20 protein-coding genes are annotated in these 23,546 nt (G+C 69.6%); 9 read left to right on the top strand and 11 right to left on the bottom strand.

What is annotated here, in order from left to right:
- From LWW96_RS18395 to tgt, 4 genes are all read right to left on the bottom strand, one after another.
- Positions 1-1,392, bottom strand: a complete 1,392-nt coding sequence (locus LWW96_RS18395; RefSeq protein ID WP_291489315.1) for a GGDEF domain-containing protein — start codon at positions 1,390-1,392, stop codon at positions 1-3.
- Between the two features lie 178 nt (positions 1,393-1,570).
- The gene (locus LWW96_RS18390; RefSeq protein WP_291489314.1) at positions 1,571-2,704 is read right to left on the bottom strand and encodes a GGDEF domain-containing protein; all 1,134 of its coding nucleotides are present in this window, start codon (positions 2,702-2,704) and stop codon (positions 1,571-1,573) included.
- An 86-nt stretch (positions 2,705-2,790) separates the two neighbouring features.
- A complete protein-coding gene (locus LWW96_RS18385; protein WP_291489313.1) occupies positions 2,791-3,234 on the bottom strand; it encodes a hypothetical protein in 444 nt (147 codons plus the stop codon).
- Between the two features lie 144 nt (positions 3,235-3,378).
- The gene (gene tgt, locus LWW96_RS18380; RefSeq protein WP_291489312.1) at positions 3,379-4,551 is read right to left on the bottom strand and encodes a tRNA guanosine(34) transglycosylase Tgt; all 1,173 of its coding nucleotides are present in this window, start codon (positions 4,549-4,551) and stop codon (positions 3,379-3,381) included.
- Positions 4,552-4,775: 224 nt separating this feature from the next.
- On the opposite strand from tgt, the gene LWW96_RS18375 reads away from it, so the two are divergent.
- Complete coding sequence (locus LWW96_RS18375) at positions 4,776-5,261, top strand: universal stress protein (RefSeq protein WP_291489311.1); 486 nt, start codon at positions 4,776-4,778, stop codon at positions 5,259-5,261.
- A gap of 67 nt (positions 5,262-5,328) precedes the next feature.
- Here LWW96_RS18375 and LWW96_RS18370 read toward each other — a convergent pair whose 3' ends face one another.
- A complete protein-coding gene (locus LWW96_RS18370; protein WP_291489310.1) occupies positions 5,329-6,303 on the bottom strand; it encodes a tripartite tricarboxylate transporter substrate binding protein in 975 nt (324 codons plus the stop codon).
- Positions 6,304-6,393: 90 nt separating this feature from the next.
- Between LWW96_RS18370 and LWW96_RS18365 the strand changes: the two genes are divergently transcribed.
- From LWW96_RS18365 to LWW96_RS18355, 3 genes are all read left to right on the top strand, one after another.
- Positions 6,394-7,227 carry an IclR family transcriptional regulator gene (locus LWW96_RS18365; RefSeq protein WP_291489309.1) on the top strand — a complete coding sequence of 278 codons (834 nt, stop codon included), beginning with the start codon at positions 6,394-6,396 and terminating at the stop codon, positions 7,225-7,227.
- Positions 7,228-7,314: 87 nt separating this feature from the next.
- Positions 7,315-9,657, top strand: a complete 2,343-nt coding sequence (locus tag LWW96_RS18360) for a cytochrome P450/oxidoreductase (protein ID WP_291489308.1) — start codon at positions 7,315-7,317, stop codon at positions 9,655-9,657.
- An 83-nt stretch (positions 9,658-9,740) separates the two neighbouring features.
- Positions 9,741-10,187 carry a hypothetical protein gene (locus LWW96_RS18355; RefSeq protein WP_291489307.1) on the top strand — a complete coding sequence of 149 codons (447 nt, stop codon included), beginning with the start codon at positions 9,741-9,743 and terminating at the stop codon, positions 10,185-10,187.
- Between the two features lie 18 nt (positions 10,188-10,205).
- On the opposite strand, the gene LWW96_RS18350 is transcribed toward LWW96_RS18355, so the two are convergent.
- The 4 genes from LWW96_RS18350 to LWW96_RS18335 form a co-directional block, all read right to left on the bottom strand.
- A complete protein-coding gene (locus tag LWW96_RS18350) occupies positions 10,206-10,592 on the bottom strand; it encodes a hypothetical protein (RefSeq protein WP_291489306.1) in 387 nt (128 codons plus the stop codon).
- 335 nt (positions 10,593-10,927) lie between these two features.
- The gene (locus LWW96_RS18345) at positions 10,928-12,160 is read right to left on the bottom strand and encodes a phospholipase A (RefSeq protein WP_291489305.1); all 1,233 of its coding nucleotides are present in this window, start codon (positions 12,158-12,160) and stop codon (positions 10,928-10,930) included.
- Positions 12,151-12,501: a hypothetical protein gene (locus tag LWW96_RS18340; protein ID WP_291489304.1), complete on the bottom strand. Its 351-nt coding sequence runs from the start codon at positions 12,499-12,501 to the stop codon at positions 12,151-12,153. Before LWW96_RS18340 ends, LWW96_RS18345 begins: the two co-directional genes overlap by 10 nt.
- A gap of 179 nt (positions 12,502-12,680) precedes the next feature.
- Positions 12,681-14,756 (bottom strand): UvrD-helicase domain-containing protein, encoded by a 2,076-nt coding sequence (locus LWW96_RS18335; protein ID WP_291489303.1) that lies wholly within the window; start codon positions 14,754-14,756, stop codon positions 12,681-12,683.
- 230 nt (positions 14,757-14,986) lie between these two features.
- On the opposite strand from LWW96_RS18335, the gene LWW96_RS18330 reads away from it, so the two are divergent.
- The 4 genes from LWW96_RS18330 to LWW96_RS18315 all read left to right on the top strand — a co-directional run bounded on the left by LWW96_RS18330 (position 14,987) and on the right by LWW96_RS18315 (position 19,130).
- Positions 14,987-16,219: an ABC transporter substrate-binding protein gene (locus tag LWW96_RS18330; RefSeq protein ID WP_291489302.1), complete on the top strand. Its 1,233-nt coding sequence runs from the start codon at positions 14,987-14,989 to the stop codon at positions 16,217-16,219.
- Positions 16,220-16,339: 120 nt separating this feature from the next.
- Positions 16,340-17,293 carry an AEC family transporter gene (locus tag LWW96_RS18325; RefSeq protein WP_291489301.1) on the top strand — a complete coding sequence of 318 codons (954 nt, stop codon included), beginning with the start codon at positions 16,340-16,342 and terminating at the stop codon, positions 17,291-17,293.
- 58 nt (positions 17,294-17,351) lie between these two features.
- A complete protein-coding gene (dmeF, locus tag LWW96_RS18320) occupies positions 17,352-18,353 on the top strand; it encodes a CDF family Co(II)/Ni(II) efflux transporter DmeF (protein WP_291489300.1) in 1,002 nt (333 codons plus the stop codon).
- A gap of 204 nt (positions 18,354-18,557) precedes the next feature.
- Positions 18,558-19,130: a midcut-by-XrtH protein gene (locus LWW96_RS18315; protein ID WP_291489299.1), complete on the top strand. Its 573-nt coding sequence runs from the start codon at positions 18,558-18,560 to the stop codon at positions 19,128-19,130.
- 86 nt (positions 19,131-19,216) lie between these two features.
- On the opposite strand, the gene priA is transcribed toward LWW96_RS18315, so the two are convergent.
- The gene (priA, locus tag LWW96_RS18310; RefSeq protein WP_291489298.1) at positions 19,217-21,349 is read right to left on the bottom strand and encodes a primosomal protein N'; all 2,133 of its coding nucleotides are present in this window, start codon (positions 21,347-21,349) and stop codon (positions 19,217-19,219) included.
- A gap of 782 nt (positions 21,350-22,131) precedes the next feature.
- Between priA and LWW96_RS18305 the strand changes: the two genes are divergently transcribed.
- Positions 22,132-22,653 (top strand): NADH-quinone oxidoreductase subunit B, encoded by a 522-nt coding sequence (locus LWW96_RS18305; protein WP_291489297.1) that lies wholly within the window; start codon positions 22,132-22,134, stop codon positions 22,651-22,653.
- A gap of 7 nt (positions 22,654-22,660) precedes the next feature.
- Here LWW96_RS18305 and LWW96_RS18300 read toward each other — a convergent pair whose 3' ends face one another.
- The gene (locus LWW96_RS18300; protein WP_291489296.1) at positions 22,661-23,521 is read right to left on the bottom strand and encodes a helix-turn-helix transcriptional regulator; all 861 of its coding nucleotides are present in this window, start codon (positions 23,519-23,521) and stop codon (positions 22,661-22,663) included.
- Positions 23,522-23,546 lie beyond the last annotated feature (25 nt).

Here is a 23,546-nt window from a genome sequence, read left to right as displayed (position 1 = left end):
TCAGGTGGCCACGCAGTTGCGCCCCTGGGCCTTGGCGCGGTACAGGGCCGCGTCGGCCGCCAGCAGCAGCACGTCCATGTCCACCTCGCCGCCAAGGGCTGAGCTGTGCACCATGCCGATGCTGACCGTGGCGCGCAGGCCGGGCGCGCCCTGGGGCGACGCCGCGTACGCCTGCACGGCACTGCGCAGGCGTTCGGCCAGGGCCTGGGCGTCGGCCGGCGACAGGCCGGGCAGCACCACGGCGAACTTCACCGTGCCGGTGCGGCCCAGCAGGCCCTGCGTGGGCAGGAGTTGCCGCAGCGTGCGGACGATGCCCACCAGCAGGTCGCCGCTGGCTGCGTGGCCGTGCTCGGCCTGCAGGCGCTTGAAATGGTCCACATGCAGCATCAGCACCGCGAGCCCGGCGGACTCCCGCTCGTGCTGTGCCAGCAGCTGGCCGCCCTGCTCCAGCAGGGCCGTGCGCGCCAGCACGCCGGGCAGATCGGGAACACGATGTGCGTCGCCCAGGCGCCGCAGGGCCTCGGCCCGGGCGGCGCTGGCACAGGTCACGGCCAGCGGCCCCAGCGCCAGCAGCGTCACGCCCACGCGCAGCGAGAACACCTCGCCCGCGTGGGCGGGGGTGAAGTTGAGCACCCCCGTGGCCACGTCCGCCATGGTCCACAGGCACACCAGCAGGGTCAGCAGGCAGGCCGTGAAAGGGCTGTAGCTCAGCGCGCACCACAGCAATCCCGGCACCGCCAGGGCAAGCATGCCCGGGCCGCCGACCAGCATTCGCACGCCCTCGGCCAGCAGCAGCGAACTGAGCGGCGCCACGCGCCACAGCCGCGCATCCCCGCTCGGCAGGGGCGCCGGATCGTCCGCGTGCGGAGCCGCCAGCACCACGGGCACGATCAGCACGCTGTTCATGAGCTCGGTGCTGAACCACAGCGACAGGAGGTCCGTCCACGGGGTGCCAAAGTACACGGGCGCTGCGCCGCACGCGGCCAGCGCACCGATCGCGCTCGCGGCCAGGGCGGCCAGCAGCACGTCCAGCGCGGACGAGAGGCGCCGCAGGCGCAGCACGGAATCGTCCAGCCGGCGCAGCACCAGCCACCCGGCCGTGACACCCAGCAGGTTGGCAGCGTTCAGCCACAGGGCCAGGCCCCAGGGGCTGCCCGTGACCAGATCGGCCGCCACATACCCCACGGCGGCGGCGGCCCAGGCGGGCGGGCGGGCCAGCACGGGGTAGCGCGCCAGCAAACCCAGCAGCAGCGCATTGGCCGGCCAGAACGCCGACAGAAAGCCGATGGGCCGCGCAAAGATGCCCACCAGGCACGCAGCAAAAACCACCAGCCCCAGGCCGATCCAGACGGACACCGGCGGCAGCCGGTGAAGTGCGGGGAGGCGGGGCATGGGGTGGGGGCTGCGGGTGTGGCGGGTCTTGTAGGCCCCCGATTGTCCTCTGCAGTGGCTTCCAATGCGGCAGCGCGAGAAACTTTTGTTGACGTCTTCCAACAATAAGTAACAGTGGGTGCCGGCCTTCGCTCCGGTACGGGCAGGCCGCCCGTGGCCTGGCCGGGACGTCCGCGTTCTAAGGCTGGTACACGGCCACGCGGTTGCGGCCCGTGCGCTTGGCCTCGTAGAGCGCCTCGTCGGCGCGCGCCAGCCACGCGGACCAGGGCGTGCCCGGCGACGTGACGCAGGCGAGGCCGATGCTGACGCTCACCGGCACATCCTGCCCGTCGGCTTGCAGCCGCAGCGCGGCGGCCCCCTGGCACAGGCGCTGCGCGATGGATTCGGCCCCCGCGGGGTCCACGCCGGGGAGGTAGACAGCGAACTCCTCGCCGCCCATGCGGGCGAGCAGATCGGTGCCGCGCAGCTGCCGGCGCGCGCATTCGGCAAACGCCTCCAGCACGCGGTCGCCCGCCGCGTGGCCGAACCGGTCGTTGATCTGCTTGAAGCGGTCCAGGTCCATCTGCAGCACGGCGCTGCCGGCGGGCAGCTGGGCCGGCAGCTTGGCCAGGAGCCAGCGCCGGTTGCCCGCGCCGGTCAGCGGGTCGGTCTGCGCCATGCGCTCCAGCCGGGCTTCCGCGCGCTCGCTGGACACCTCAGACACCATGAGCGCAATGCCGAAGTGGCAGAACATCTGCACGTAGAAGGCGCCCGCGAAGCCGGTGGAACTCACGGTCTCGGTGGCGATGTAGACCAGCCGCACCGCAAACAGGGCGGCGCTGGTGAACATCAGCGCGGCCAGCACGGGGCGCGACGGCAGGGGCTCGACGTGGCGGTCCCTCCACACCTCCCAGGCCGACGCAGCCACGGCCACCGTGGCGGTGATGTGAAAGGCCCCGGCCCGCAGCAGGTTGTTCAGCGGGAATTGCGTGGCCAGCCCCAGCGCCAGCCAGCCCAGGGGCACCAGGAGCAGCCAGCCCCAGGCCACCCGGCGGCGGCTGCTCAGCCCCCGCGTGCCCGCCCAGAAAAGCGGGTAGCCCACGGTGCCCAGCAGCAGGCTTGCATGGGTCCAGAACCACGCTGGCAGCGCGGAATGCTCCCCCTGTCCGGCCAGCTCGGCCCCGGCCGCCAGCAGCACGTAGGCCGCCGCCATGGCCCGCATGCCCCGCGGCTGGCAGGCGTGCCGGCTGATGTGAAAAATGCTCAGCGCCCCCGCGATCAGGGCCGTCTTGTAGAGAACGAGAACCGTGGGCAGGTCCAGCTGAAGGTCCATGGTGCCGTGAGAGGGTGCAGTGGGAGGGTGCGGTGGGAGGGTGCGGTGGGAAAGGGAGGCCGTGGCAAGGCGGGGCGCAAGCGTGCTCACCGCCGCCGCCAGCGCTGCACCCAGTGGCGGCGCAGCACGCGCGCCATGCGCCAGGCCCAGGTGGCGTGGGCGCGCTCCAGCACGGCATTCTTGAAGCGCATCCAGTGCGCCATGGTCCAGGCGAACCAGCGCAACTGCATCAGCGCCGGTTGCGTGAGGGTGAACAGCCGGGCCACCACGGCCGTGCCGCCCACCTTGGCCAGGGCGATCACCGCCAGGCCCAGCACCACGTGGCCGTGGCCCATGGCCCACAGGGCCAGCAGCTTCACGGGCAGCAGCAGCGCGGTGGGCAGGGCGAACAGGCCCACCGCGCCCCACGGGGGCAGCGAGCGCACCCAGCCCTCGATCCACCGCAGCCCGGGCCAGCGGCCGATGCGCGCCAGCAGCTGCTGCAGCGGCACCCAGCCCCATTCCTCGAACAGGATGAGCAGGGCCAGCACACCGCTCGCCAGGCCCGACAGGGCGCGGGCGGGCCAGCGCAGCAGTTGGTGCAGAAAGTTTTGAATGATTTTGGCCTCTAGCGCGCGTCCATCAAGCGCAAGCAGCTATATAAAAAATAGCAATTGATCGCTGGCCCAACGCCGTCACACGCCGCGCGCCCGCTCCGTGCGGAAGCGCGCCCGGAACTGCGCGAAGCTGCCGGCGTCCAGCGCCTCGCGCACTTCGCGCATCAGGTTCAGGTAGTAGTGCAGGTTGTGCACGGTGGTCAGCATGGGGCCCAGCATCTCGCCGCAGCGGTCCAGGTGGTGCAGGTAGGCGCGGCTGAAGCCGCCGCGCCCGCCGTCGTCCCACGACACGCCGGTGCTGCCCGCGCAGGCGGTGCAGGTGCAGGTGGTGTCCAGCGGCTGGTGGTCGGCCTTGTGGCGCGCGTTGCGGATCTTCAGGTCGCCAAAGCGGGTGAAGATCGTGCCGTTGCGCGCGTTGCGCGTGGGCATCACGCAGTCGAACATGTCCACGCCCTGGGCCACGCCTTCCACGAGGTCCTCGGGCGTGCCCACGCCCATCAGGTAGCGCGGCTTGTGGGCGGGCAGGCGGTGGGGGGTGTGGGCCATGATGTCCAGCATCTCGTCCTTGGGCTCGCCCACGCTCACGCCGCCGATGGCGTAGCCGGGGAAGTCCATCTCCACCAGCGCTTCGAGCGACTCCTGCCGCAGGTTCTTGTACATGCCGCCCTGCACGATGCCGAAGAGCGCGTTGGGGTTACCCAGGCGCTCGAACTCGGCCTTGGAACGCACGGCCCAGCGGCGGCTCATCTCCATGGATTTGCGCGCCTCGGCCTCGGTGGTGAGGTGGCCCTTGGTCTCGTAGGGCGTGCATTCGTCCAGTTGCATGACGATGTCGGAGTTCAGGATCGTCTGGATCTGCATGCTGACCTCGGGCGACATGAACAGCTTGTCGCCGTTGACGGGGCTGGCAAAGTGCACGCCTTCCTCGGTGATCTTGCGCATGGCGCCCAGGCTCCACACCTGGAAGCCGCCGGAGTCGGTGAGGATGGGCTTGTTCCACTGCTCGAAGCCGTGCAGCCCCCCAAAGCTTTGCATCACATCGAGGCCCGGGCGCATCCACAGGTGGAAGGTGTTGCCCAGGATGATCTGCGCGCCCATGTCGTGCAGGCTTTGCGGCATCACGCCCTTGACGGTGCCATAGGTGCCCACGGGCATGAAGATGGGGGTCTGCACCACGCCGTGGTTGAGCGTGAGCGTGCCACGGCGCGCGTGGCTGGTGGGGTCGGTTTTCAGGAGGTCGAACTGCAGCATGGGCGGCATTGTCCCAGACGCACTACCCTGACCTGGCTCAAGGGCATCGCAACCCGAAGGGAAGGCTTCCCCCGCCACGCCACTCGTCGTTGCGTTCCTAGCCAAGGCCCCGGCCTTGGCGTCGTCACGCGCCTAGATTGGCGCGGTGGGGGAAACCTTCGCACTGGCAAAAATAGGGTGAACAGGCCCTAAACTGGCCTGAACAACCCTACAAGGAGGCCCCCATGCTCAAGATCCTGATCGCAGTCGATGGCTCGGAACTCTCGCTCGATGGCGTGCACCATGTGCTGAACCTGGTGCGCCAAGGCCTGCAGGCCACGGTGGTGCTGGGCCATGTGCAGGAGCCCGCCACGCTGTATGAGCTGGTCACCGCGCGCGACCCCGCGCTGATTGCCGCCGCCAGCCTGGAGGCGGGCCAGCACCTCATGGCGTCGGCCTGCGCGCTGCTGGACGCCGCAGGCGTGCCGTACGAGACCGATGTGGGGGTGGGCGACCCGGCCCACACGCTGCTGGAGCTGATCGAGCGCTCGGGCTGCGACCTGGCCGTGCTGGGCGCGCAGGGGCACGGCGCGCTCTCCAGCGTGCTGATGGGTTCGGTGTCCCAGGAGGTGGTGCGCGCCAGCCGCGTGCCGGTCACGGTGGTCAAGCATGCCGAGCCGTTGGAGGCCGAAGGCGACGATCTGGCGGACGAGGCGCCCCGCGGCGGCTGACGGCACCGCGCCCAAAAAAAACCGCCCCGGCAAGGGGCGGCAGTACAGGGTGGGAGGTGGTTCGCGGTCAGTCCAGCGAGATCTTCTGGTCGCGGATCAGCTTGTGCCAGCGCTGCACTTCGCTGCGGATTAGGTCGCCGTACTGCTGGGGCGTGTTGCCCACGGGCTCGATGCCAAAGTCCACCAGCTTTTGCCGGATGGCGGGCTGGTTGATGGCGGCAGCCACCTGCTTTTGCAGCGCAGCCACCACGTCGGGCGGCGTGCCGGCCGGGGCCACGATGCCCACTTGCGCCGAGGCTTCCACGCCCTTGAAGCCCAGTTCAGCGAACGTGGGCACATCGGGCAGCTGGGGCAGGCGCGTGGGGTGGGCCACCGCCAGCGGGCGCAGCTTGCCGCCCTTGATGAAGCCGGCGCCTGCGGCCAGGTCCACCATCATCGCGTTCACCTGGCCGCCAGCCAGGTCGGTGAGCGCCGGGGCGGCGCCGCGGTAGGGGATGTGGACCATGTGCAGGCCGCTGTTCACCTTGAGCAGCTCCATCGCCAAGTGGTGCGGGCTGCCCGCGCCGGCCGAGCCGTAGCTGAGCTTGCCGGGGGCTGCCTTGGCCTTGGCCACGAAATCCTTGGCGTCGCGGATGTCCGAGTTGGGGCCGACCACCAGGATCATGGGGAAGCGGCCCATGAGCGTGACGGGCACGAGGTCCTTGTCCGGGTTGTAGGAGAGCTTGCTGTACAGCGCCGAGTTGAACACCATGGTGCCGTTGTCGGCCGAGAGAATGGTGTAGCCGTCGGCGGGCGAGCGTGCCACCTCTGCAGCCGCGATAGCCGTGTTGGCGCCCGGCTTGTTGTCCACCATCACGGGCTGGCCCACCTGGGTGGACAGCTGCTGGCCGATGGTGCGCGCCAGAAAGTCCGAGCCGCCGCCGGCCGGGTAGGGCACGACCCAGCGGATGGCCTTGGCGGGATAGCCCTGGGCGAACGCCACCGGAGCGGCCAGCACCGCAAGGGCGGCCAGCAGGCCGGTGGCAGAGCGTCGATTCAACATGGTGTCTCCTGAGAAATAGATCAAGCGTTTTATATTTTGCAATGATATTACGCAATGCGTAATAAATTCACCGCACTTACCCTGCCTTTTATGTCCGACACTGCCGCCATGCCTGTCTCCGAATCCTCCCCCGACCTCTCCGCCAAGCGGCGCCAGCGCGTGCAGTCGGCCGAAACCGGCATGACCATCCTCAAGGCGCTGGCGCGCCTGGGCGGCGCGGCCAGCCTCACCGCCATTGCCGCCGAGTCGGCCGAGAGCGCTGCCAAGGTCCACCGCTACCTGTCCAGCCTGGCCAGCGAGGGCCTGGTGGCGCAGCACCCCGCCACCCAGCACTACCACCTGGGGCCCGAGGCCGTGCGCATCGGCCTGGCGGCCCTGCGCCAGTGCGACCCGGTGCGCCTGGGCGAGGCGGCGCTGCTGCGCCTGCGCGAATCGCTACAGGTCACCTGCTTCATTGCCGTGATGGGCAACATGGGCCCCACAGTGATGCGCATGGAGGAGCCTTCGCTGCCCGTCACCGTCAACATCCGCCCCGGCTCGGTGCTGCCCGTGGTCTGGTCGGCCAGCGGGCAGGCGTTCCTGGCGTTCTCGGACGATGCCCAGCTGCACGCCCAGGCCGAGGCCGAATTCGCGGCCGCCAGCGCCGAGCAGCGCTCGCTGATGGCCGGGCCGGACCCGCTGGCCGTGCTCTGCCAGCAGGTGCGCGCGCAGGGCTGCGCCATCGTGCGCGACACCCTGCTGGCAGGCATCAGCGCCATTGCGGCGCCCATCCACGACGCCCGGGGGCATGTGGTGGCGGTGCTCACGGCGCTGGGGGCCAGCAACGGGTTCGACACGCGGCCGGGCGGCAAGGTCTGCCCCAGCGTCGTGCACGAGGCGCAGGGGATCAGCGCCGCCATGGGGTTTGCGGCGCCTGCCGCTTGATTCACCTCAAGGCAGACAGGTTTTGGTCGGCGTTTGTCGATTTACGCAATGCGTAATAGCATTGCGCAAAATTCACGACGCCGAGACATGAACCCTTCCACCGCCACCCCCGCCGGGCGCTGCCCCATCGACCACTCCGCGTTGGCGGGCGCCGCCGCGCCCTCGGGCTGCCCGGTGAGCGCCCGCGCCGCCGCGTTCAACCCCTTCGAGCCCGCTTACATGCAGGCCCCGGGTGACTACCTGCGCTGGGCGCGCGAGGAAGAGCCGGTGTTTTTCAGCCCGCAACTGGGCTACTGGGTGGTCACGCGGTATGACGACGTGAAGGCCGTGTTCCGCGACAACCTGCTGTTCTCGCCCGCGGTGGCGCTGGAGAAGATCACGCCCGCCTCGCCCGAGGTGCTGCAGATCCTGCAGGGCTACGGCTTTGCCATGAACCGCACCATGGTCAACGAGGACGAGCCCGACCACATGGCGCGCCGCCGCCTGCTGATGGACGCCTTTCTGCCCGAGCGGCTGATCACGCTGGAGCCCATGGTGCGCCAGCTGGCGCGCCAGACCATGGACCGCTTCATCGACCAGGGCCGCGCCGACCTGGTGGGCGAGATGTTCTACGAGATCCCGCTGACCATTGCGCTCAAGTTCCTGGGCGTGCCCGACGACGGGGCCGAGCAGCTGCGGCAGTTTGCGGTGGCCCACACGCTCAACACCTGGGGCCGGCCCACGCCCGAGGAGCAGGTGGAGATCGCGCACAACGTGGGCCGCTTCTGGCAGACCGCGCAGCGCATTCTGGACGCCATGCGCGCCCAGCCCGACGGCGAAGGCTGGATGTACGAAACCATCCGCCAGCACATCGCGCACCCCGACGTGGTGCCCGAGTCGTACCTGCGCTCGATGATGATGGCCATCCTGGCCGCCGCGCACGAGACCACGTCCAATGCCACGGCCAATGCCTTCCTCACCCTGCTGTCGCACCGCAAGGCCTGGGACGACCTGTGCGCCAACCCCGCGCTCATCCCCAACGCCGTGGAGGAGTGCCTGCGCGTGGCCGGCTCCATCATCGCGTGGCGCCGCGTGGCCACGGCCGACGCCGTGGTGGGCGGCGTGCCGATCCCCAAGGGCGGCAAGCTGCTGCTGGTGCAGGCCTCGGCCAACTTCGACCCGCGCCATTTCGAGAACCCCGACGAGGTGGACGTGTACCGCGAAAGCGCGGTGGAGCACCTCACCTTCGGCTACGGCGCGCACCAGTGCATGGGCAAGAACATCGGCCGCCTGCAGATGCGCGTGTTCATCGAAGAGTTCGTGCGCCGCCTGCCGCACATGCGGCTGGTGGAGGGCCAGACAATCGACTACCTCTCCAACACCTCGTTCCGTGGCCCGTCCACGCTGTGGGTGGAATGGGATCCGGCGCGCAACCCCGAGCGCCTGGCGGCCCATGCGGCAGCGGCGCCCGCCGCCTTCACCATCGGCCCGCCGCCCAAGGAGAGCATTACCCGCACGGTGGTGCTGCACGCCAAGGAGCCCGAGGGCGATGGCCTGTGGCGCCTGGTGTTCGCCAGCCCGGACGGCGGCCCGCTGCCCGCCTGGTCGGCCGGCGCGCATGTGGACCTGGTGGCCGGCGGATTCCGCCGCAAATACTCGCTGTGTGGCGACCCCGACCACCGCCACCACCTGCAGGTGGTGGTGCAGCGCGAGGCCGGCGGCCGCGGCGGCTCGCGCCACTTCTGCGACGCGCTGCAGGTGGGCGAGCGCCTGCAGCTGGCCGGCCCCAAGAACCTGTTCCGCCTCCAGGAGGACGCCGCGCGCTACGTGCTGATTGCGGCCGGCATCGGCATCACGCCCATGCTCGCCATGGCCGACCGCCTGAAGCGCCTGGGCAAGCCCTACACCCTGCACTACGCGGGCCGCTCGCGCGCCCAGATGGCATTGCTCTCTCGTGCCGAGCGCGACCACGCTGCGCACCTGCGGCTGTACGTCAAGGCCGAAGGCCAGCGCATGGATCTGCCTGCGCTGCTGGCCGGGGTCGGTGCGCAAGACCGTGTCTACGCCTGCGGGCCGGACCGGCTGATCGACGAACTGGAAACCCTGGGCGCCGACTGGCCCGAGGGCGTGCTGCACTTCGAGCACTTCAGCGGCGAAGGCGCGGCGCTGGACCCGGCCCGCGAGCACGCCTTTGTGGCCGAGCTGCGCGACTCGCAGTTGCAGGTGCAGGTGCCGCCCGACCGCACCCTGCTGCAGGCCCTGCAGGCCGCCGGCGTGGACGTGCCCTGCGACTGCAATGAAGGCCTGTGCGGCACCTGCGAGGTGGCCGTGCTGGAAGGCGCCGTGGACCACCGCGACAAGGTGTTGACGCACAGCGAGCGCGCGACGGGCCAGCGCATGCTGGCGTGCTGCTCGCGGGCGGCGGGGCAGCGCATCGTGCTGGCGTTGTAGGCGGTGTATAACCCTCCCGGGAGTGAGGTTGCGGCACTGGCCGCGCCGCGCTGCCGGACATGGGCTTTTTCACCGAGGTTCTTATGCGCGCACTGCTGCTACCCCTGCATCTCACTTTTGTCGGCCTGTGGCTGGGCTGTGTTCTGACGGAGGCGCTGTTCGAGCGGGCCTTGCTGGGCCAGGGGCGCGACAAGGAACTCATCCTGGCGGTGCTGCACAAGCGCGTGGACACCTTCGTCGAGATCCCCGCCTTTGCCCTGGTGCTGGCCACGGGGGCGCTGCTGCTGGCGGGAGCGCCGCCCAGTGCGCTGCTGCATGCCAAGGTGGGGCTGGCGCTGCTGGCCATCGCGGCCAATGTCTACTGTGTCTATCTGGTGTTCCGGCGCCACCGCCATGCGCTGCGGGGCGACTGGCCGGCGTTTGAACGGGCCGACCACTTGCAGCACAAGATCGGGGCGGTGGTGCTGCTGGGAATCCTGGGGGCTCTGGGGCTGGGGCTGGCACTGTTCGCGGGCGCGGCCGGCGGGTAGGCGGCCCGCGGCGGGGGGTCAGGCCGCCTTGCGGAACGGCTCTGCGGGCCGCTGCAGCTTGCCGTGCGGCAAGGTTGCCAGGCGAGAGAACATGCGGCGCACGTAGCCGCGCACCCACAGGCATTTGTTGAGCTCATCCACGGGCAGGGGGCCGGACACCACCACGATGTCGTTGGCCGCATCCTGTGCACCTGCCGCACGCAGGCGCCGACGGGTGTTGTTGGCCCAGGACTGGATGCGTGTGGGGCTGCCGTGCTGGTGCACTTCGCCCGTGTGCAGGTCAAATGCAATGGCGACGGTGTCGGTCTTGAGCTTGAAGCGCCGCTCTCCCGTCACGGCGCTGGGCGCCTCGCGCATGTCGTACAGGTAATAGCTGCCGGCCTTGAGCTGGTATTGCATGTCCATGGTGTTCCTCTCCTGGGGCGCATTTTGGAGGTTGCACCCGGAGGACGATGGCATGTAAAACGGCAGGAAAACCGGCCTTATTCCCAGCCACGCGCAGTGGAGTGCGCGTGCCATTGTGGCGGCGCGTCGGCACCCTGGCGCAAAACTTGAGGACGATGTCGTTACGAGTTGTTTGTCTTTTGCGCGGCGTCAACCGCGACGTCAGCCCGTGGGTCGCAGCGCAGGCGCGTGCGCAGCCCCGTGCGAGCCCGCGAAGCACGGCCCATCCCGCACGAGGGCTGCGCCCCCCGGCCGGCAGCGGGCGCCGCAGCGCCTTGGGAGGTGTGCACTACCTGTTAGAAATCCACCAGGCTCAGCCCCAGGCTGAAGACGGTGCGCTTGCGGTTGTAGTCGATCATGCTGTCGCCGTAGCCGCTGAACAGGGCCGTGTGCAGGCGCAGGTTGCTCTTGCCGCCCCACAGGCCGCTGCCCAGGGTCTGCATCCATTCGAGCCGCACGGAGCCCCGGTCGCTGCTGGACAGCGAGTGGCGCAAGGTGGCGCCCAGGGTGTTGTCCTTGTTCATGTTCCAGAACACCGACAGCTCGCCGCGGCCGACGTAGTCGCTGATGCCGGGGTTGTCGTCGCTGCCGGAGCTTTCCGACAGGCGCTTCCACACCTTGGCGTTGACGGTCCAGCGGTTGTCCAGCTCCATGCCGGTCATCAGGTACACGCGGTTCCAGCTGCGCGAGAGCGGCTCGCTCTGGCCGTTGGACTGGTGCACCAGGCCCACGCCGCTGTAGCGCCACTTCCAGCCGAAAGGCAGCTGGGCAGTGGTGGGGTAGACGTACATCACCTCGGGCTCGTGGTCGGTGGCGCGGAAGGGGCGCGAAATCGCGGGCGAGAACAGCTGCCAGTACGACTGCTGCGTGTAGCCGAACCACACTGAGTCCTTGAGCGTGGGGTGCCCCTGGGTCAGCAGGCCCTGGGCCAGCTTGGTGCGCACCGACAGCTGGATGCGGTTCTCCGTCGTGCGGTAGGGCGTGCTTTCCGTGGCGGAGTGGTTGGGCGAGGGCGACGTGGGCTGGCGGTTGACCGAGTCGGAGGCCACCACCGACACCGTGATGGGGCGGTACCCGCGGAAGCTGAACGTGCCGCAGTCGCTGCCCGCCTCCAGCTCCCAGAAGCGCGAGAGGTCGCTGTACTGCGCGTCGCGGCATCCCTCCACCCGGGCCACGTCAATGATGCGGGTGGCGGGCAGCGTGGTGTCCACGGGCGGAGGCACCTCGGAAGACGCGGCGGCGGCCTCCGCAGGGGCCCCGGCGCTGCCTGCAACCCCGGAAGCCGCGGCAGACGCCGCGGGCGCCACCCATTTCTGGCCGGCCGCCCACTGGTCAAAGCAAGCCAGCCGGGCCTGCGGGTCGCTGGCGAGCTGGGTGCAGCGGCGCCACGCGTCGCCGGCGTCGGCCCGGGGCGGGCTGGCCGGTGCCGCCGCAGAGGCCTGGGCCAGCGCCGCGCCCCCCGGTGCCAGGACGGCCAGGGCGGCCAGCGCCACGGCGGCCAGCCCGTGCGGGCCGTGGGTCACTGCCATGCTGCCTGCTTGCGCAGCACGAAGTCCGCGGACGGGGCGGAGGGGGTGGGGTGGGCGTTGTTCCATGTTCCGCGTATTTCCTTGCCGCAACTGCCATCCACCACCTGGCCGATCCAGGTGGCGCTGATGTTGGTGCCGTTGCTTGATTCTTCCAGGGTGAGCTCGCCGGCATCCACGTCGCCGCTGACCAGTGCTTCGGCACCCTCGCGCTGCACGGTGCCGCGCACGCTCTCGGCCAGCTCCGGGTGGGGGCCCAGCTGCAGCGTGGCGGCGACGGGGCGGTCTGCCCCCGGCGCCAGCAGTTCGGCCTGCCAGCGGCCCTGCAGGTGCTGGTGGTCCATTGCCTCGGCGGCCGGGCACGCCGCCGTGGATTGTGGATCGTTTTGGGCTCTGGCGCTTGTAGGACAAGCGCTGGCCGCTATGAAAATAAAAGCGCACAAGACCGGCAGTGCGCGAAAAATGCGCTCCGCTGGCGCCGGGCAAATCCAGAAAGAGAACATTACAGAGGACGGCACGGGCTTCACAAGGTGGCTTGGGGCGCGCCCGCCTGGGCCTTGCGGGCGGCAAATTCGGCGCGCAGGGCCTTGAGCTTTTCGCGCGGGTCTTCGCGGGCCGTGGTCTTGTCCAGGCCCATTTCGGCGATGAAGCGGCTGGGCTGGGCCGCCACCATCTCGCGGCCCTTCTTGCGCTTCTTGGTCCAGCTCACGGCCAGGGTGCGCTGGGCGCGGGTGATACCCACGTACATCAGGCGGCGCTCTTCCTGCAGGCGCTGCAGCACATCGTCGGTCACCTTCTGCTGGCGGCCTTCGTCGTCGTCCAGCTTGAAGGGCAGCATGCCTTCGGTCACGCCCACCAGCACCACGTGCGGCCACTCCAGCCCCTTGCTGGCGTGCAGGGTGGAGAGGGTGACCATGTCCTGCTCCTGTTCGCGCTCGCTGATGGTGGAGAGCAGCGCGATGGTCTGCGACACCTCCAGCAGGCTCTTGGTCTCCTTGGCTACCACCGCACCGGCGGTGTCGTCGATCTGCCCGCCCGCGCGCTGGGCCATCCAGTCGCAGAACTCCATCACGTTGCTCCAGCGGGCGGCGGCCACCTTCTCGCTGTCTTCGTTGTCGTACAGGTGTTGCTCGTAGCCGATTTCCTTGAGCCACTCGTTCAGAAAGGCGCGGGCGTCTTCGGCGCCGTGCGTGCGGCGCGCGCTGTACTCCAGGTAGTTGATGTAGCGGCCAAACTCATGCAGCCCGTCCATGGCACGCTTCGGAATCGCCGCGGGCAGCATGCCGTTGAACAGCGCGCCGAACATGCTCTGCTTGTGCTGCGTGGCAAACGCGCCCAGCGCCGCCAGCGTGGTGTGGCCGATGCCGCGCTTGGGGCTCGTGATGCAGCGCAAAAACGCCGGATCGTCGTCGTTGTTGATCCACAGACGGAACCACGCGCACAGGTCCTTGATTTCCGCCCGGTCAAAAAAGCTGGTGCCGCCCGAGACTTTGTAGGGGATGTTGGCCTTGCGCAGCGCTTTCTCAAACGGCTTGGCCTGGTGGTTGGCGCGGTACAGGATGGCAAAGCTTTTCCAGTCCGGCGGCGGGTTGCTGGCCGCGCGCAGGCTCTGGATGCGCGCCACGGCGCGCTCGGCCTCGTGCTCCTCGTTGTCGGCGTCCACCACGCGCACGGGCTCGCCCTCGCCCAGTTCGCTGAACAGCGTCTTGGGGAACAGCTTGGGGTTGGGGCCGATCACGTTGTTGGCCGCGCGCAGGATGGCGCTGGTGGAGCGGTAGTTCTGCTCCAGCTTGATGACCTTGAGGTGGGGGAAGTCCACCGGCAGCTTCTTGAGGTTGTCCAGCGTGGCGCCGCGCCAGCCATAGATGCTCTGGTCGTCGTCGCCCACGGCGGTGAAGTGGCCGTTTTCGCCCACCAGCAGCTTGAGCAGCTCGTACTGCGTGGCGTTGGTGTCCTGGTACTCATCCACCAGCACATGGCCCAGCGACGCCTGCCACTTGGCGCGCACTTCCGGGAAGTCGCGCAGCAGCCGCAGCGGCATGCCGATCAGGTCGTCGAAGTCCACGCTCTGGTAGGCCGTCAGCCGCTCCTCGTAGCGCGCCATCAGCACGGCGATGCTGCGCTCGTTGTCGTCCGCCGCCTGGGCCAGGGCCTGCTCGGCGTTCAGGCCCATGTTCTTCCACTTGCTGATCACCCACTGCCACTGGCGGGCGGTGGCCATGTCCACGGTGCCGCCGGCCGCGTCCTTCAGGATGCCGGTCACGTCGTCGGCGTCCAGGATGCTGAACTGCGGCTTGAGGCCCAGCACATGGCCGTCCTCGCGCACCATGCGCACGCCCAGGGCGTGGAAGGTGCACACCAGCACGTCCTTGGCCCGCTTGCCGATGAGCCCCTGCGCCCGCTCGCGCATTTCCGCCGCCGCCTTGTTGGTGAAGGTGATGGCCGCGATGCGCTTGGGCGCCAGGCCCTTTTCGATCATGTGGGCGATCTTCATGGTGATCACCCGTGTCTTGCCCGAGCCCGCGCCGGCCAGCACCAGGCAGGCGCCGTCGGTGTAGTGGACAGCCTGAAGCTGGGCGAGGTTGAGGCCGGCGGACATGGGAAGCGGTGGGAGCGGGAAGAAACTGCAGGACGAGGCCGTGGGGCCGGCGCTCCGGCCGAAGGCGGCAGGGCGGAGAGCGCGCAATGATACCGGGCGCTGGAACGGCTCCCCGCCCGCGCCGGCCCTTTGCGCTGCGGGTAACCCCGCTGGCGGGGCCGGTTGTCACAATCTGATACTTCTGCCGTGGGGCTCGATCCGGGCCCCGTCTTCCCGACGATGGCCGAACCATGCCCGCTGCCTGCTCTTTCCGCACCCGTTTCTGGTCCCGCCTCGCGGCGGCCTCCGCCCTGCTGGCCGCTTGCGCGTTGCAGGCGCCAGCCCAGGCGCAGGCCAGCAGTGCCGGGCCGGTGCGCATCGGCGTGGTGGGGCCGTTCACCGGCGCGTCGGCGGACTTTGGCGTGCCCATGCTCAATGGCATCAAGCTGGCAGTGGACGAGATCAATGCCGTGGGCGGCTACCTGGGCCGCCCCCTGGAACTGGTGGTGAAGGACGACGGCGCCAGCCCGGAGCAGGGCCGCAAGGCCTCGCAGGAATTGCTGGCCGAGAAAGTGGTCGCCACCCTCGGTTTTTGCAACACGGGGGTGGCGCTCAAGGCCATCGACCTGTTCCAGGGCAGCGGCAGTCCGCTCATCATCCCTTGCGCCACCGGCACGGCCCTCACCAGCACCTATCCCGCGGCCGAGAGCTACATCTTCCGCGTGCAGGCCCGGGACGCGCTGCAGGCGCCCTTCATGGTGGACGACATCCTCAAGCGCGGCTGGGACAAGGTGGCCCTCTTTGCCGACAAGACCGGCTATGGCGAAGGCGGCTACAACGACGTGGTGGCTGCGCTGGCGGCCAAGAACCTCAAGCCGGTGCACGTGGCGCGCTTCGACCTGGGGGTGAAGGACCTCTCCGCCGAGCTGGCGGCTGCGCGGGCCGCCGGCGCCAACGTGGTCTACAGCTACACCGTCGGCCCCGAGAACGCCGTCATCGCCAACGGCCGCAAGGCCCTGGGCTGGAAGGTGCCGCAGGTGGGCGCATGGCCGCTGTCGTTCCCGTTCTTCCTGGACGGCGCCAAGGACGCGGCGGAAGGCGCGCTCATGGTGCAGACCTTCATCGCCGAGCCCAGCAACGAGCGCCGGGCCGCGTTCCTGTCGAGCTACACCCGCAAATACCACGGCAAGGTCGCCGTGCCCATGGCTGCGGCCAACGCCTACGACGCCACCTACCTGCTGATGTACGCCTTCCTGGGGGTGCGCGACGGCAACCTGACGGGACGCGCCATCAAGGAATCGCTGGAAGGCCGCATGAAGACCTACTACGGCGTGGTCTCCACCTACGACAAGCCGTTCAGCCCGCAGGACAAGGACGCCATCACACGCAACATGCTGGTCATCGGCCAGGTCAAGAACGGCGCCATCACCTTTGCCTACCCCGAGGATGCCAAGCGCAACCTGATCGTGCAGCGCAAGCAGTGAGCGCCGCCGCACGCCGTACCCGCAGCACCCGCCGTTGGCGACGGCAGCCGCCTGACTTTGCGCTGACCACCGCGGGCCGCAGGGCCCCGGCGCGGCGGCCCGCCACGGGACAATAGGCCCGTGCTGTCCGTCCTGCTCATCACCTTTCCGTTCTTTGCCCTCGTGCTGTGCGGCTACCTGGCCGCGCGGCGCGGCGTGCTGCCGCAGCCCGCCATCCCGGGGCTCAACGCCTTCGTGCTTTATTTCGCGCTGCCGTGCATGCTGTACCGCTTTGGCGCCAGCACGCCCATTGCCCAGCTGCTGGACCCGGCCGTGGCCGGCGTGTACCTGCTGTGCGCCCTGGCCATGGTGGGCGGCACGGTGGCCCTGACGCGCAACGCGCACATCGGCTGGAACGACGCCGCTTTTGGCGCCCTGGTCGCAGCCTTCCCCAACACGGGCTTCATGGGCGTGCCGCTGCTGGTGGCGCTGCTGGGCGCGCACAGCGCCGGCCCGGCCATCGTCACCATCGTGGTGGACATGGTCGTCACCAGCTCGCTGTGCATCGCCCTGTCCCGGCTGGACGGCGCGGGCACCCACGGCGTGGGCGTGGCGCTGCGCAACGCTTTCCGCGGCATGGCCACCAATCCCATGCCCTGGTCGATTGCGCTGGGCGCCCTGGCGTCCGCGCTGCAGTTGCGCCTGCCCGGCCCGGTGGACAAGACCATCGCCATGCTGGCCGACGCGGCCTCGCCGGTGGCGCTGTTCACCATCGGCGCGGTGCTGGCCCGCTCGCAGATGAACCAGCACGAGCAGGTGCCCGCACGCCTGTACGTGCCCGTGGCGCTGGCCAAGCTGCTGGTGCACCCGCTGCTGGTGTGGGCCGCCGGCACGGCCGCCATCGCGCTGGGCGTGCCGCTCGCGCCGTTCGCGCTGACCGTGATGGTGCTGCTGGCAGCCTTGCCCAGCGCCAGCAACGTCTCGCTGCTGGCCGAGAAGTTCGGTGCCAACAACGGGCGCGTGGCGCGCATCATCCTGGTCTCCACGGCGCTGGCGTTCCTCAGCTTCTCGGCCGCCGTGGCGCTGCTGACCTGACCGCTGGCGGCGCCGCAGCCCGTCGCCTGCGCCGTGGGGCGTGGCGTACAGTGGCGCCATGCACGCCGATGACTTTGCCGCCCCCTGGGCGCACGACCACCGTTTTGCTTCCGAGCACGGAACGCACCATGCCGAACGCAGCACCCGCGTGGTGATGTGGATCACCCTGGCGGCCATGGGCGTCGAGATCGCCGCCGGGTGGGGATTCAACTCCATGGCGCTCATGGCCGACGGCTGGCACATGAGTTCGCACGCCGTGGCCATCGGGCTGTCGGCCGCCGCGTATGCGGCCGCGCGCCGCTACGCCAGCGACCCCCGCTTTGCCTTTGGCACCTGGAAGATCGAGGTGCTCGCGGGCTTTGCGAGCGCCATTTTCCTGCTGGGGGTGGCGGTGCTGATGGTGGTGGGCTCGGTCGAGCGGCTGCTTTCGCCGCAACCCATCCAGTACCGTCAGGCGATCGCGGTGGCCGTAGCGGGCCTGCTGGTGAATGCGGTGTGCGCCTGGATCCTGGGGCACGCGCACCACCACGGAGAGCACCCGGGCCATGACCACGGCCATGGGCACGGCCACGGGCACGACCATGGCCACGGGCACGGCGAGGACCTCAACCTCAAGTCCGCCTACCTCCACGTGCTGGCGGACGCCGCCACCTCGGTGCTGGCCATCGTGGCCCTGGCCGGGGGCTGGGCCTACGGCTGGTCCTGGCTGGACCCCGTGATGGGCATCGTGGGCGCCGTGCTGGTGGGCTGGTGGGCCAAGGGCCTGGTGGTGGACACGGCCAAGGTGCTGCTGGACCGGGAAATGGACCATCCTGTGGTCGAGGAGATTCGCGAGGTGATCGAGCAGCCGGACGCGCCGGGGTGGACCCGGGTCACCGACCTGCATGTCTGGCGGGTGGGCAAGGGCCTGTACGCCTGCGCCCTCACGGTGGTCACGCGCGACACGGGCATCACCCCCGACCTGCTGCGCCAGCGGCTGGGCGTGCATGAAGAAGTGGTCCATTCCACCATCGAGATCCACAGGCTCCCGCACGGCGTGCCGGACCCTGGGACATCGTAGGCTGGCCCTCAGCCGCCGGGCGCGGGCCGGCGCGGCAAAGCCTTCCCGGGCCAGGGTTTGGGCGAACGGTTCGGGCGTCCTGGGCGGCGGGGTGAGCGGGGCGCGCTGGGGGCGGCCCTGCACTGTCGCTGCCGCGGCAATTCTTTGCTTGCTGCGGTCTGCAATCCCTTGTAACAATTTCGGCTTTACTCGGAGGATTCTCGAATGAAGCAATTGATGTCGCGTCGCGCACGGTGGTCTGCCACCGCGATGGTGGGGCTTCTGGTGGCGCAGGGCGCGGCCGCACAGTCCATGGGCACCGTGGCCTATGCCCCGCTGGCGGCCTCGAACGTGCCGACGGCGTCGGAATGGGCGCTGATCGGCATGGCCGGCCTGCTCGCCGTGGTGGCCTACCATGCTCTGCGCTCGAACGGCGGGCGCACGCTGAAGGTGTGGGCCGCCGGCCTCCTGGCATGTGCGAGCCTGTCGACCGCGCTGTGGAACCGCAACGCCGTCGCGGCCCCGCCCCCGCCCGCGGTGGAAATCGTGCTGGACCAAGCTGCAGGCGGCGCCGCCATCATCCCGCACAACCCCGAGCTGTTCTCCCCCCCGTTCACCCATGTGTACACCGTGCAGAACCAGACGGCGCACGCGCAGCGGATCACTGAGGTGAGCACGCGGCCCGACCTTCTTTTGGAGACGCCCACGGGCTTCACGCCGGAGTGCACGGTGGGGCTGGTGCTGCAGCCCAATGACATGTGCTATCTCAAGGCCAACGGCATGAACATGCCGGGCTGACCGGGCTGAGGAAGGCGCCGTCGCCACCCTGGCGCGGGCTGCCACCCGGTGGGGCATTTCCCCTCCGGACGGGCCCTGCGCCCGGGTCAGATCGTCAACGGATCCACATCCACCAGCCACCGCACCAGCCCCTTGTGCGCGGGCTGGGCGCGGGTGGCCTGCAGCACGGGCTGCCACGCGGCCAGAAAACGCTGCAGCGCGGCGCGGCTGGGGCTTTCCATCAGCATCTGCGCCCGCTCCATATTGGCCACGCGCTGGACGGTGAGCGGCACGGGCGGGAACAGCGTCACCACGTCCAGGCCGGGCAAGCCGGCCGCATGCGCCGCGGCGGTGGCGGCGGACAGAAAACCCTGGGCCACCTCCTGCGTGCGGGCGTCGGCCCGCACCAGGGCCTGGTAGGCAAACGGGGGCATGGCCGCCTCGGCACGCTCCCGCAGCTGCTGGGCCGCAAACGCCTCGTAGTCGTGCTTGCGCAGCGCCTCATAGACGGCATGCTGCGGGTGGTACGTCTGCACCCACATCTCGCTTTGCGTGCCTTGCGCGGCCACGTAGGCGGCGTCGCGCCCGGCACGCCCGGCCGCCTGCATCAGCAGCGCAAACAGCCGCTCGGGCGCACGGAAGTCGCTGCTGAACAGCGCGCCATCGGGCTGCACGGCGGCCACCAGGGTGATGCGGCGGAAGTCATGGCCCTTGGCGATCATCTGCGTGCCCACCAGGACATCGACTTCGCCCGAATGCACCTGGGCCAGCTGGGCCTCCAGGGCGCCCTTGGCCTTGGTGGTGTCGGCGTCGATGCGGGCGATGCGGGCGGGATTTCCGTCCGGGCGCTGCACGTTGCGCAGCAGGGCGGCCAGCTGTTCCTCCAGCTGTTCCGTGCCCCGGCCCATGGAATGGATGTCGGGGCTGCCGCAGGCGGGGCAGTGCAGCGGCACGCGCACGGTGTAGCCGCAATGGTGGCAGCGCAGGGTGCGGTCGGTCTTGTGGAAGACCTGGTGGGCGCTGCAGTGCGGGCAGTCGCTCTTCCAGCCGCAGTCCGTGCAGTGCAGCACCGGGGCGTAGCCGCGGCGGTTGAGCAGGACCATGCTCTGCTCGCCGCGCGCCACCCGTTCGGTAATGGCCTGCAGCAGCGGCGCACTGAACACGGTGCGGCGGGGCTGCTGGTTCATGTCCACCCGGCGCACGCGGGCCAGGGCGCCCGCGCCAATGCGGCTGGGCATGTGCAGGCGCAGGTAGCGCCCGCCCTCCGGATCTTCGGGCGTGGGCGGGCGGCTGGCGTGCCAGCTCTCCAGCGAGGGCGTGGCCGAACCCAGCAGCACCTTGGCGCCCTGCTCGCGCCCGCGCCAGACGGCCAGGTCACGGGCCGAGTAGCGCGCCCCCTCCTGCTGCTTGTAGCTGGGGTCGTGCTCCTCGTCGACCACGATGAGCTGGAGCCCCGGCAGGCTGGCAAACACGGCCATGCGCGTGCCCAGCACGATGCGGGCGACGCCGCTGTGCGCCGCCAGCCAGCTCTTGAGGCGCTGCGGGGGCGTCATGCCGCTGTGCAGCGACACCACGGCCTGGCTGCCGAAGCGTGGCGCAAAGCGGGCGGTGAAGCGCTCTTCCAGCTGGGGCGTGAGGTTGATCTCGGGCACCATCACCAACGCCTGGGCGGCCGGGTCGGCTTCCAGCGCCTCCTGCACGCAGCGCAGGTACACCTCCGTCTTGCCGCTGCCGGTGCTCCCAAACAGCAGGAAGGGGCCAGGTTCTGAGGCAATTCGGGCCCTGGCGCTTTCCTGTTCTGCGCTAAGCGCTATGTTTTTTATAGCGTCCGTGCCTCCTTCGGCGGCGAGTGCCTTGGCCGGGCGCCGCAGGCGGCGGGCGAGCTGCTCGGGTTGCAGGTCGCGCAGCTGGGGCGGCAGCGCGGCCAGGGCCACCTCGCCCAGGGCGCGCTGGTAGTAGCGGGCGGCAAAGGCCACCAGGCGGCGCCAGGACCGGTCCAGCGGGGCCACGCCGTCCAGCACGCCCGCAATGGCGCGCAGGGTTGCGCCCTCCGGCAGCTCGCCCGGGGCGTCCTCGGCGTCCCACACCACGCCCAGCACGTCGCGGCGGCCCAGGGGCACGCGCACCAGCGTGCCGGCAGGCAGCGGCCGGTCGCAGGCATAGCTGAGCAGGTCCCCGACGCCGCTGTGCGCGGGCGTGTGCAAGGCGACGTGGACAAGGAACGAAGCAGGGGCGGACACGGCAGGGAAAGCGGCTGAACGGCAGTTGGAGCAGGTTGTGCAGGTGGCGTGGAGATGTCATCGCCAAGTGCTTGATTTGGCTGGTGCGGATGGGTAATCCCGGATTTCTGTGGATAACTTTGTTGACATCCTGCCCCGACCGCCGCGCAAGCCGCATGAAGACTGGGCCCGAACAGATTGCCTGGAAATGCGGCAGTCTTGAAAAATCGTTATAAATCAACCCTCTGACGGTTTTGCAAGCTTTTTTTTGTGCTAGGCCGGAGGCGCTGGCGCATGCTGCAGTGCACGATGTCTGGTGTGCATAAGTCAGACAACAGGGTCGCGTCAAGAGCCTGTGGAGGCCGGTTTTTGTGCTAGCCGAGGGGCCGCGTGTTCATCCAATTGTTAGGTTTGTGCTGCAAGTGCTTGATTTGGAAGGGCAAATCGGAGAAATCCAGAATTTCTGTGGATAACTTTGTTGATATCCATGGGGTTTGGCTCGCAAGTGCTTGAAAATCCGTGCTCCGAGTGGCTTGCCTGTCAAAACGGCAGGGTTTTAATTTCCTTGCAAATCAAGCACTTAGGTTCTTTGTAACGTCTTCTTACGGCAAGTGGGCTTTTTTGATCGAAGTGGGGTCCATGCTCCAGTTTTGTGCATAAGTAGTGCGGGCGGCTGCACGGTAACGGCCCGCCCGCTGCATTGTCGCAGGGCCTGCGGCGCACTTCCGGGGTGAGCCTGCCGCGCCCCGGCCATGTCGCTTTGCTTCAAGACATGCCAGCGCCCTCTGCCCAAGACGCCGGCCATGGCAAGTTCTCAAGACACCTCTCCTTCTCCTTCTCCCTCTCCCGCGCTGGTGCCGTCCCTGGAGCGCGACGGGTTCATGCTGGCCCGGCTGGACGACGTGGTGCAGGCGGCGCGCACCGACAGCCTGTGGTTCATGACCTTCGGGCTGGCCTGCTGCGCCGTGGAGATGATGCACGCCGCGATGGCACGGTACGACCTGGACCGCTTCGGCATCATTCCCCGCTCCAGCCCCCGGCACAGCGACCTGATGATCGTGGCGGGCACGCTGACCAACAAGATGGCGCCCGCCATCCGCAAGGTCTACGACCAGATGCCCGAGCCGCGGTATGTGATCTCCATGGGGTCGTGCGCCAACGGCGGGGGCTACTACCACTACAGCTACTCGGTGGTGCGCGGCTGCGACCGCATCGTGCCGGTGGACGTCTATGTGCCCGGCTGTCCGCCCACGGCCGAGGCGCTGCTCTACGGCATCCTGCAGTTGCAGGCCAAGATCCGGCGGCCGCGGGTGATCGCCCGGTAGCGGACGCTCAGCCGCGCCGCAGCATCCAGTCGGCGTCGGTGGCAGGCAGCAGGGTGTGCACCTTGAGCGCGGCGGGCGGGCGCTCGTACAGCGCCCGCGTTTCACGGCTGAAATGGGCCTGGTCCGCGTAGCCGTGGTGCAGGGCGGCGTCAAGGGCGCTGGCGTTGGCGTCGCGCATGGCCAGCAGGGCGGTTTCGGCGCGCAGCATGCGCTCCACCTCGCCGGGGCGCAGGCCGGTGAGCTGGTGCACGCGCCGCTGCAGGTGGCGGGGCGTCCAGCCCAGCGCCTGGGCCAGGGCCTGGCGGGCGGGGCGTTCCCAGCGGGCGGCGTGCACGCGAAGCCAGGGCGCGTGCTCGTGCGCGGCGGCGGCCCAGCGCGGCGCCAGGAAGGCTTCGCACAGTGCCACGCGGGCCCCGTGGTCGGGTGCCCCGTGCATGGCGTGCAGCCAGGCCTGCCAGGGCGCGCGCTCAGGGCCGGCGGGCAGCCAGTCGTGCGCGTCCTCCACGCGGTCGGTCAGCGGCTGCAGGTCGCGCCCGGTCAGCAGGGCGAGCGCGCCGGGCTGGAAGGCCAGGCAAAAGAAGTCGCCGCCGGGCTCGGAGGTGGAATGGTAGGCATGCCGGTGTGCCCCCGAGAGGGCGGTGCGGGGCAGCCACTGGTCGGCGGGCTGCCCGGCGCATTCGTGCAGGAGCACGGCCCCGCGCACGAGCCACAGGAGGCCGGGATAGGGGCTGGCCGGCACGCGGGTGTCGCGCGGCGTACCGGCGGGCAGCGCCGCCAGGTCGCGCCAGATGTAGGCGCGCACGCAGCCGGACAGGGCCGGTGCGGGCGCCTGCACGGCCGAAGCGCTGTGGATCGTGTCTGCCGGCATGGCGGCCTGCGCCCTGGGCCGACGG

This window comes from Acidovorax sp., from assembly GCF_021287135.1.
In the GTDB taxonomy this organism is placed as follows: domain Bacteria; phylum Pseudomonadota; class Gammaproteobacteria; order Burkholderiales; family Burkholderiaceae_C; genus Acidovorax.
Note: the sequence above shows the minus strand (reverse complement) of the source record. Positions and strands in the feature narration are given on the sequence as shown.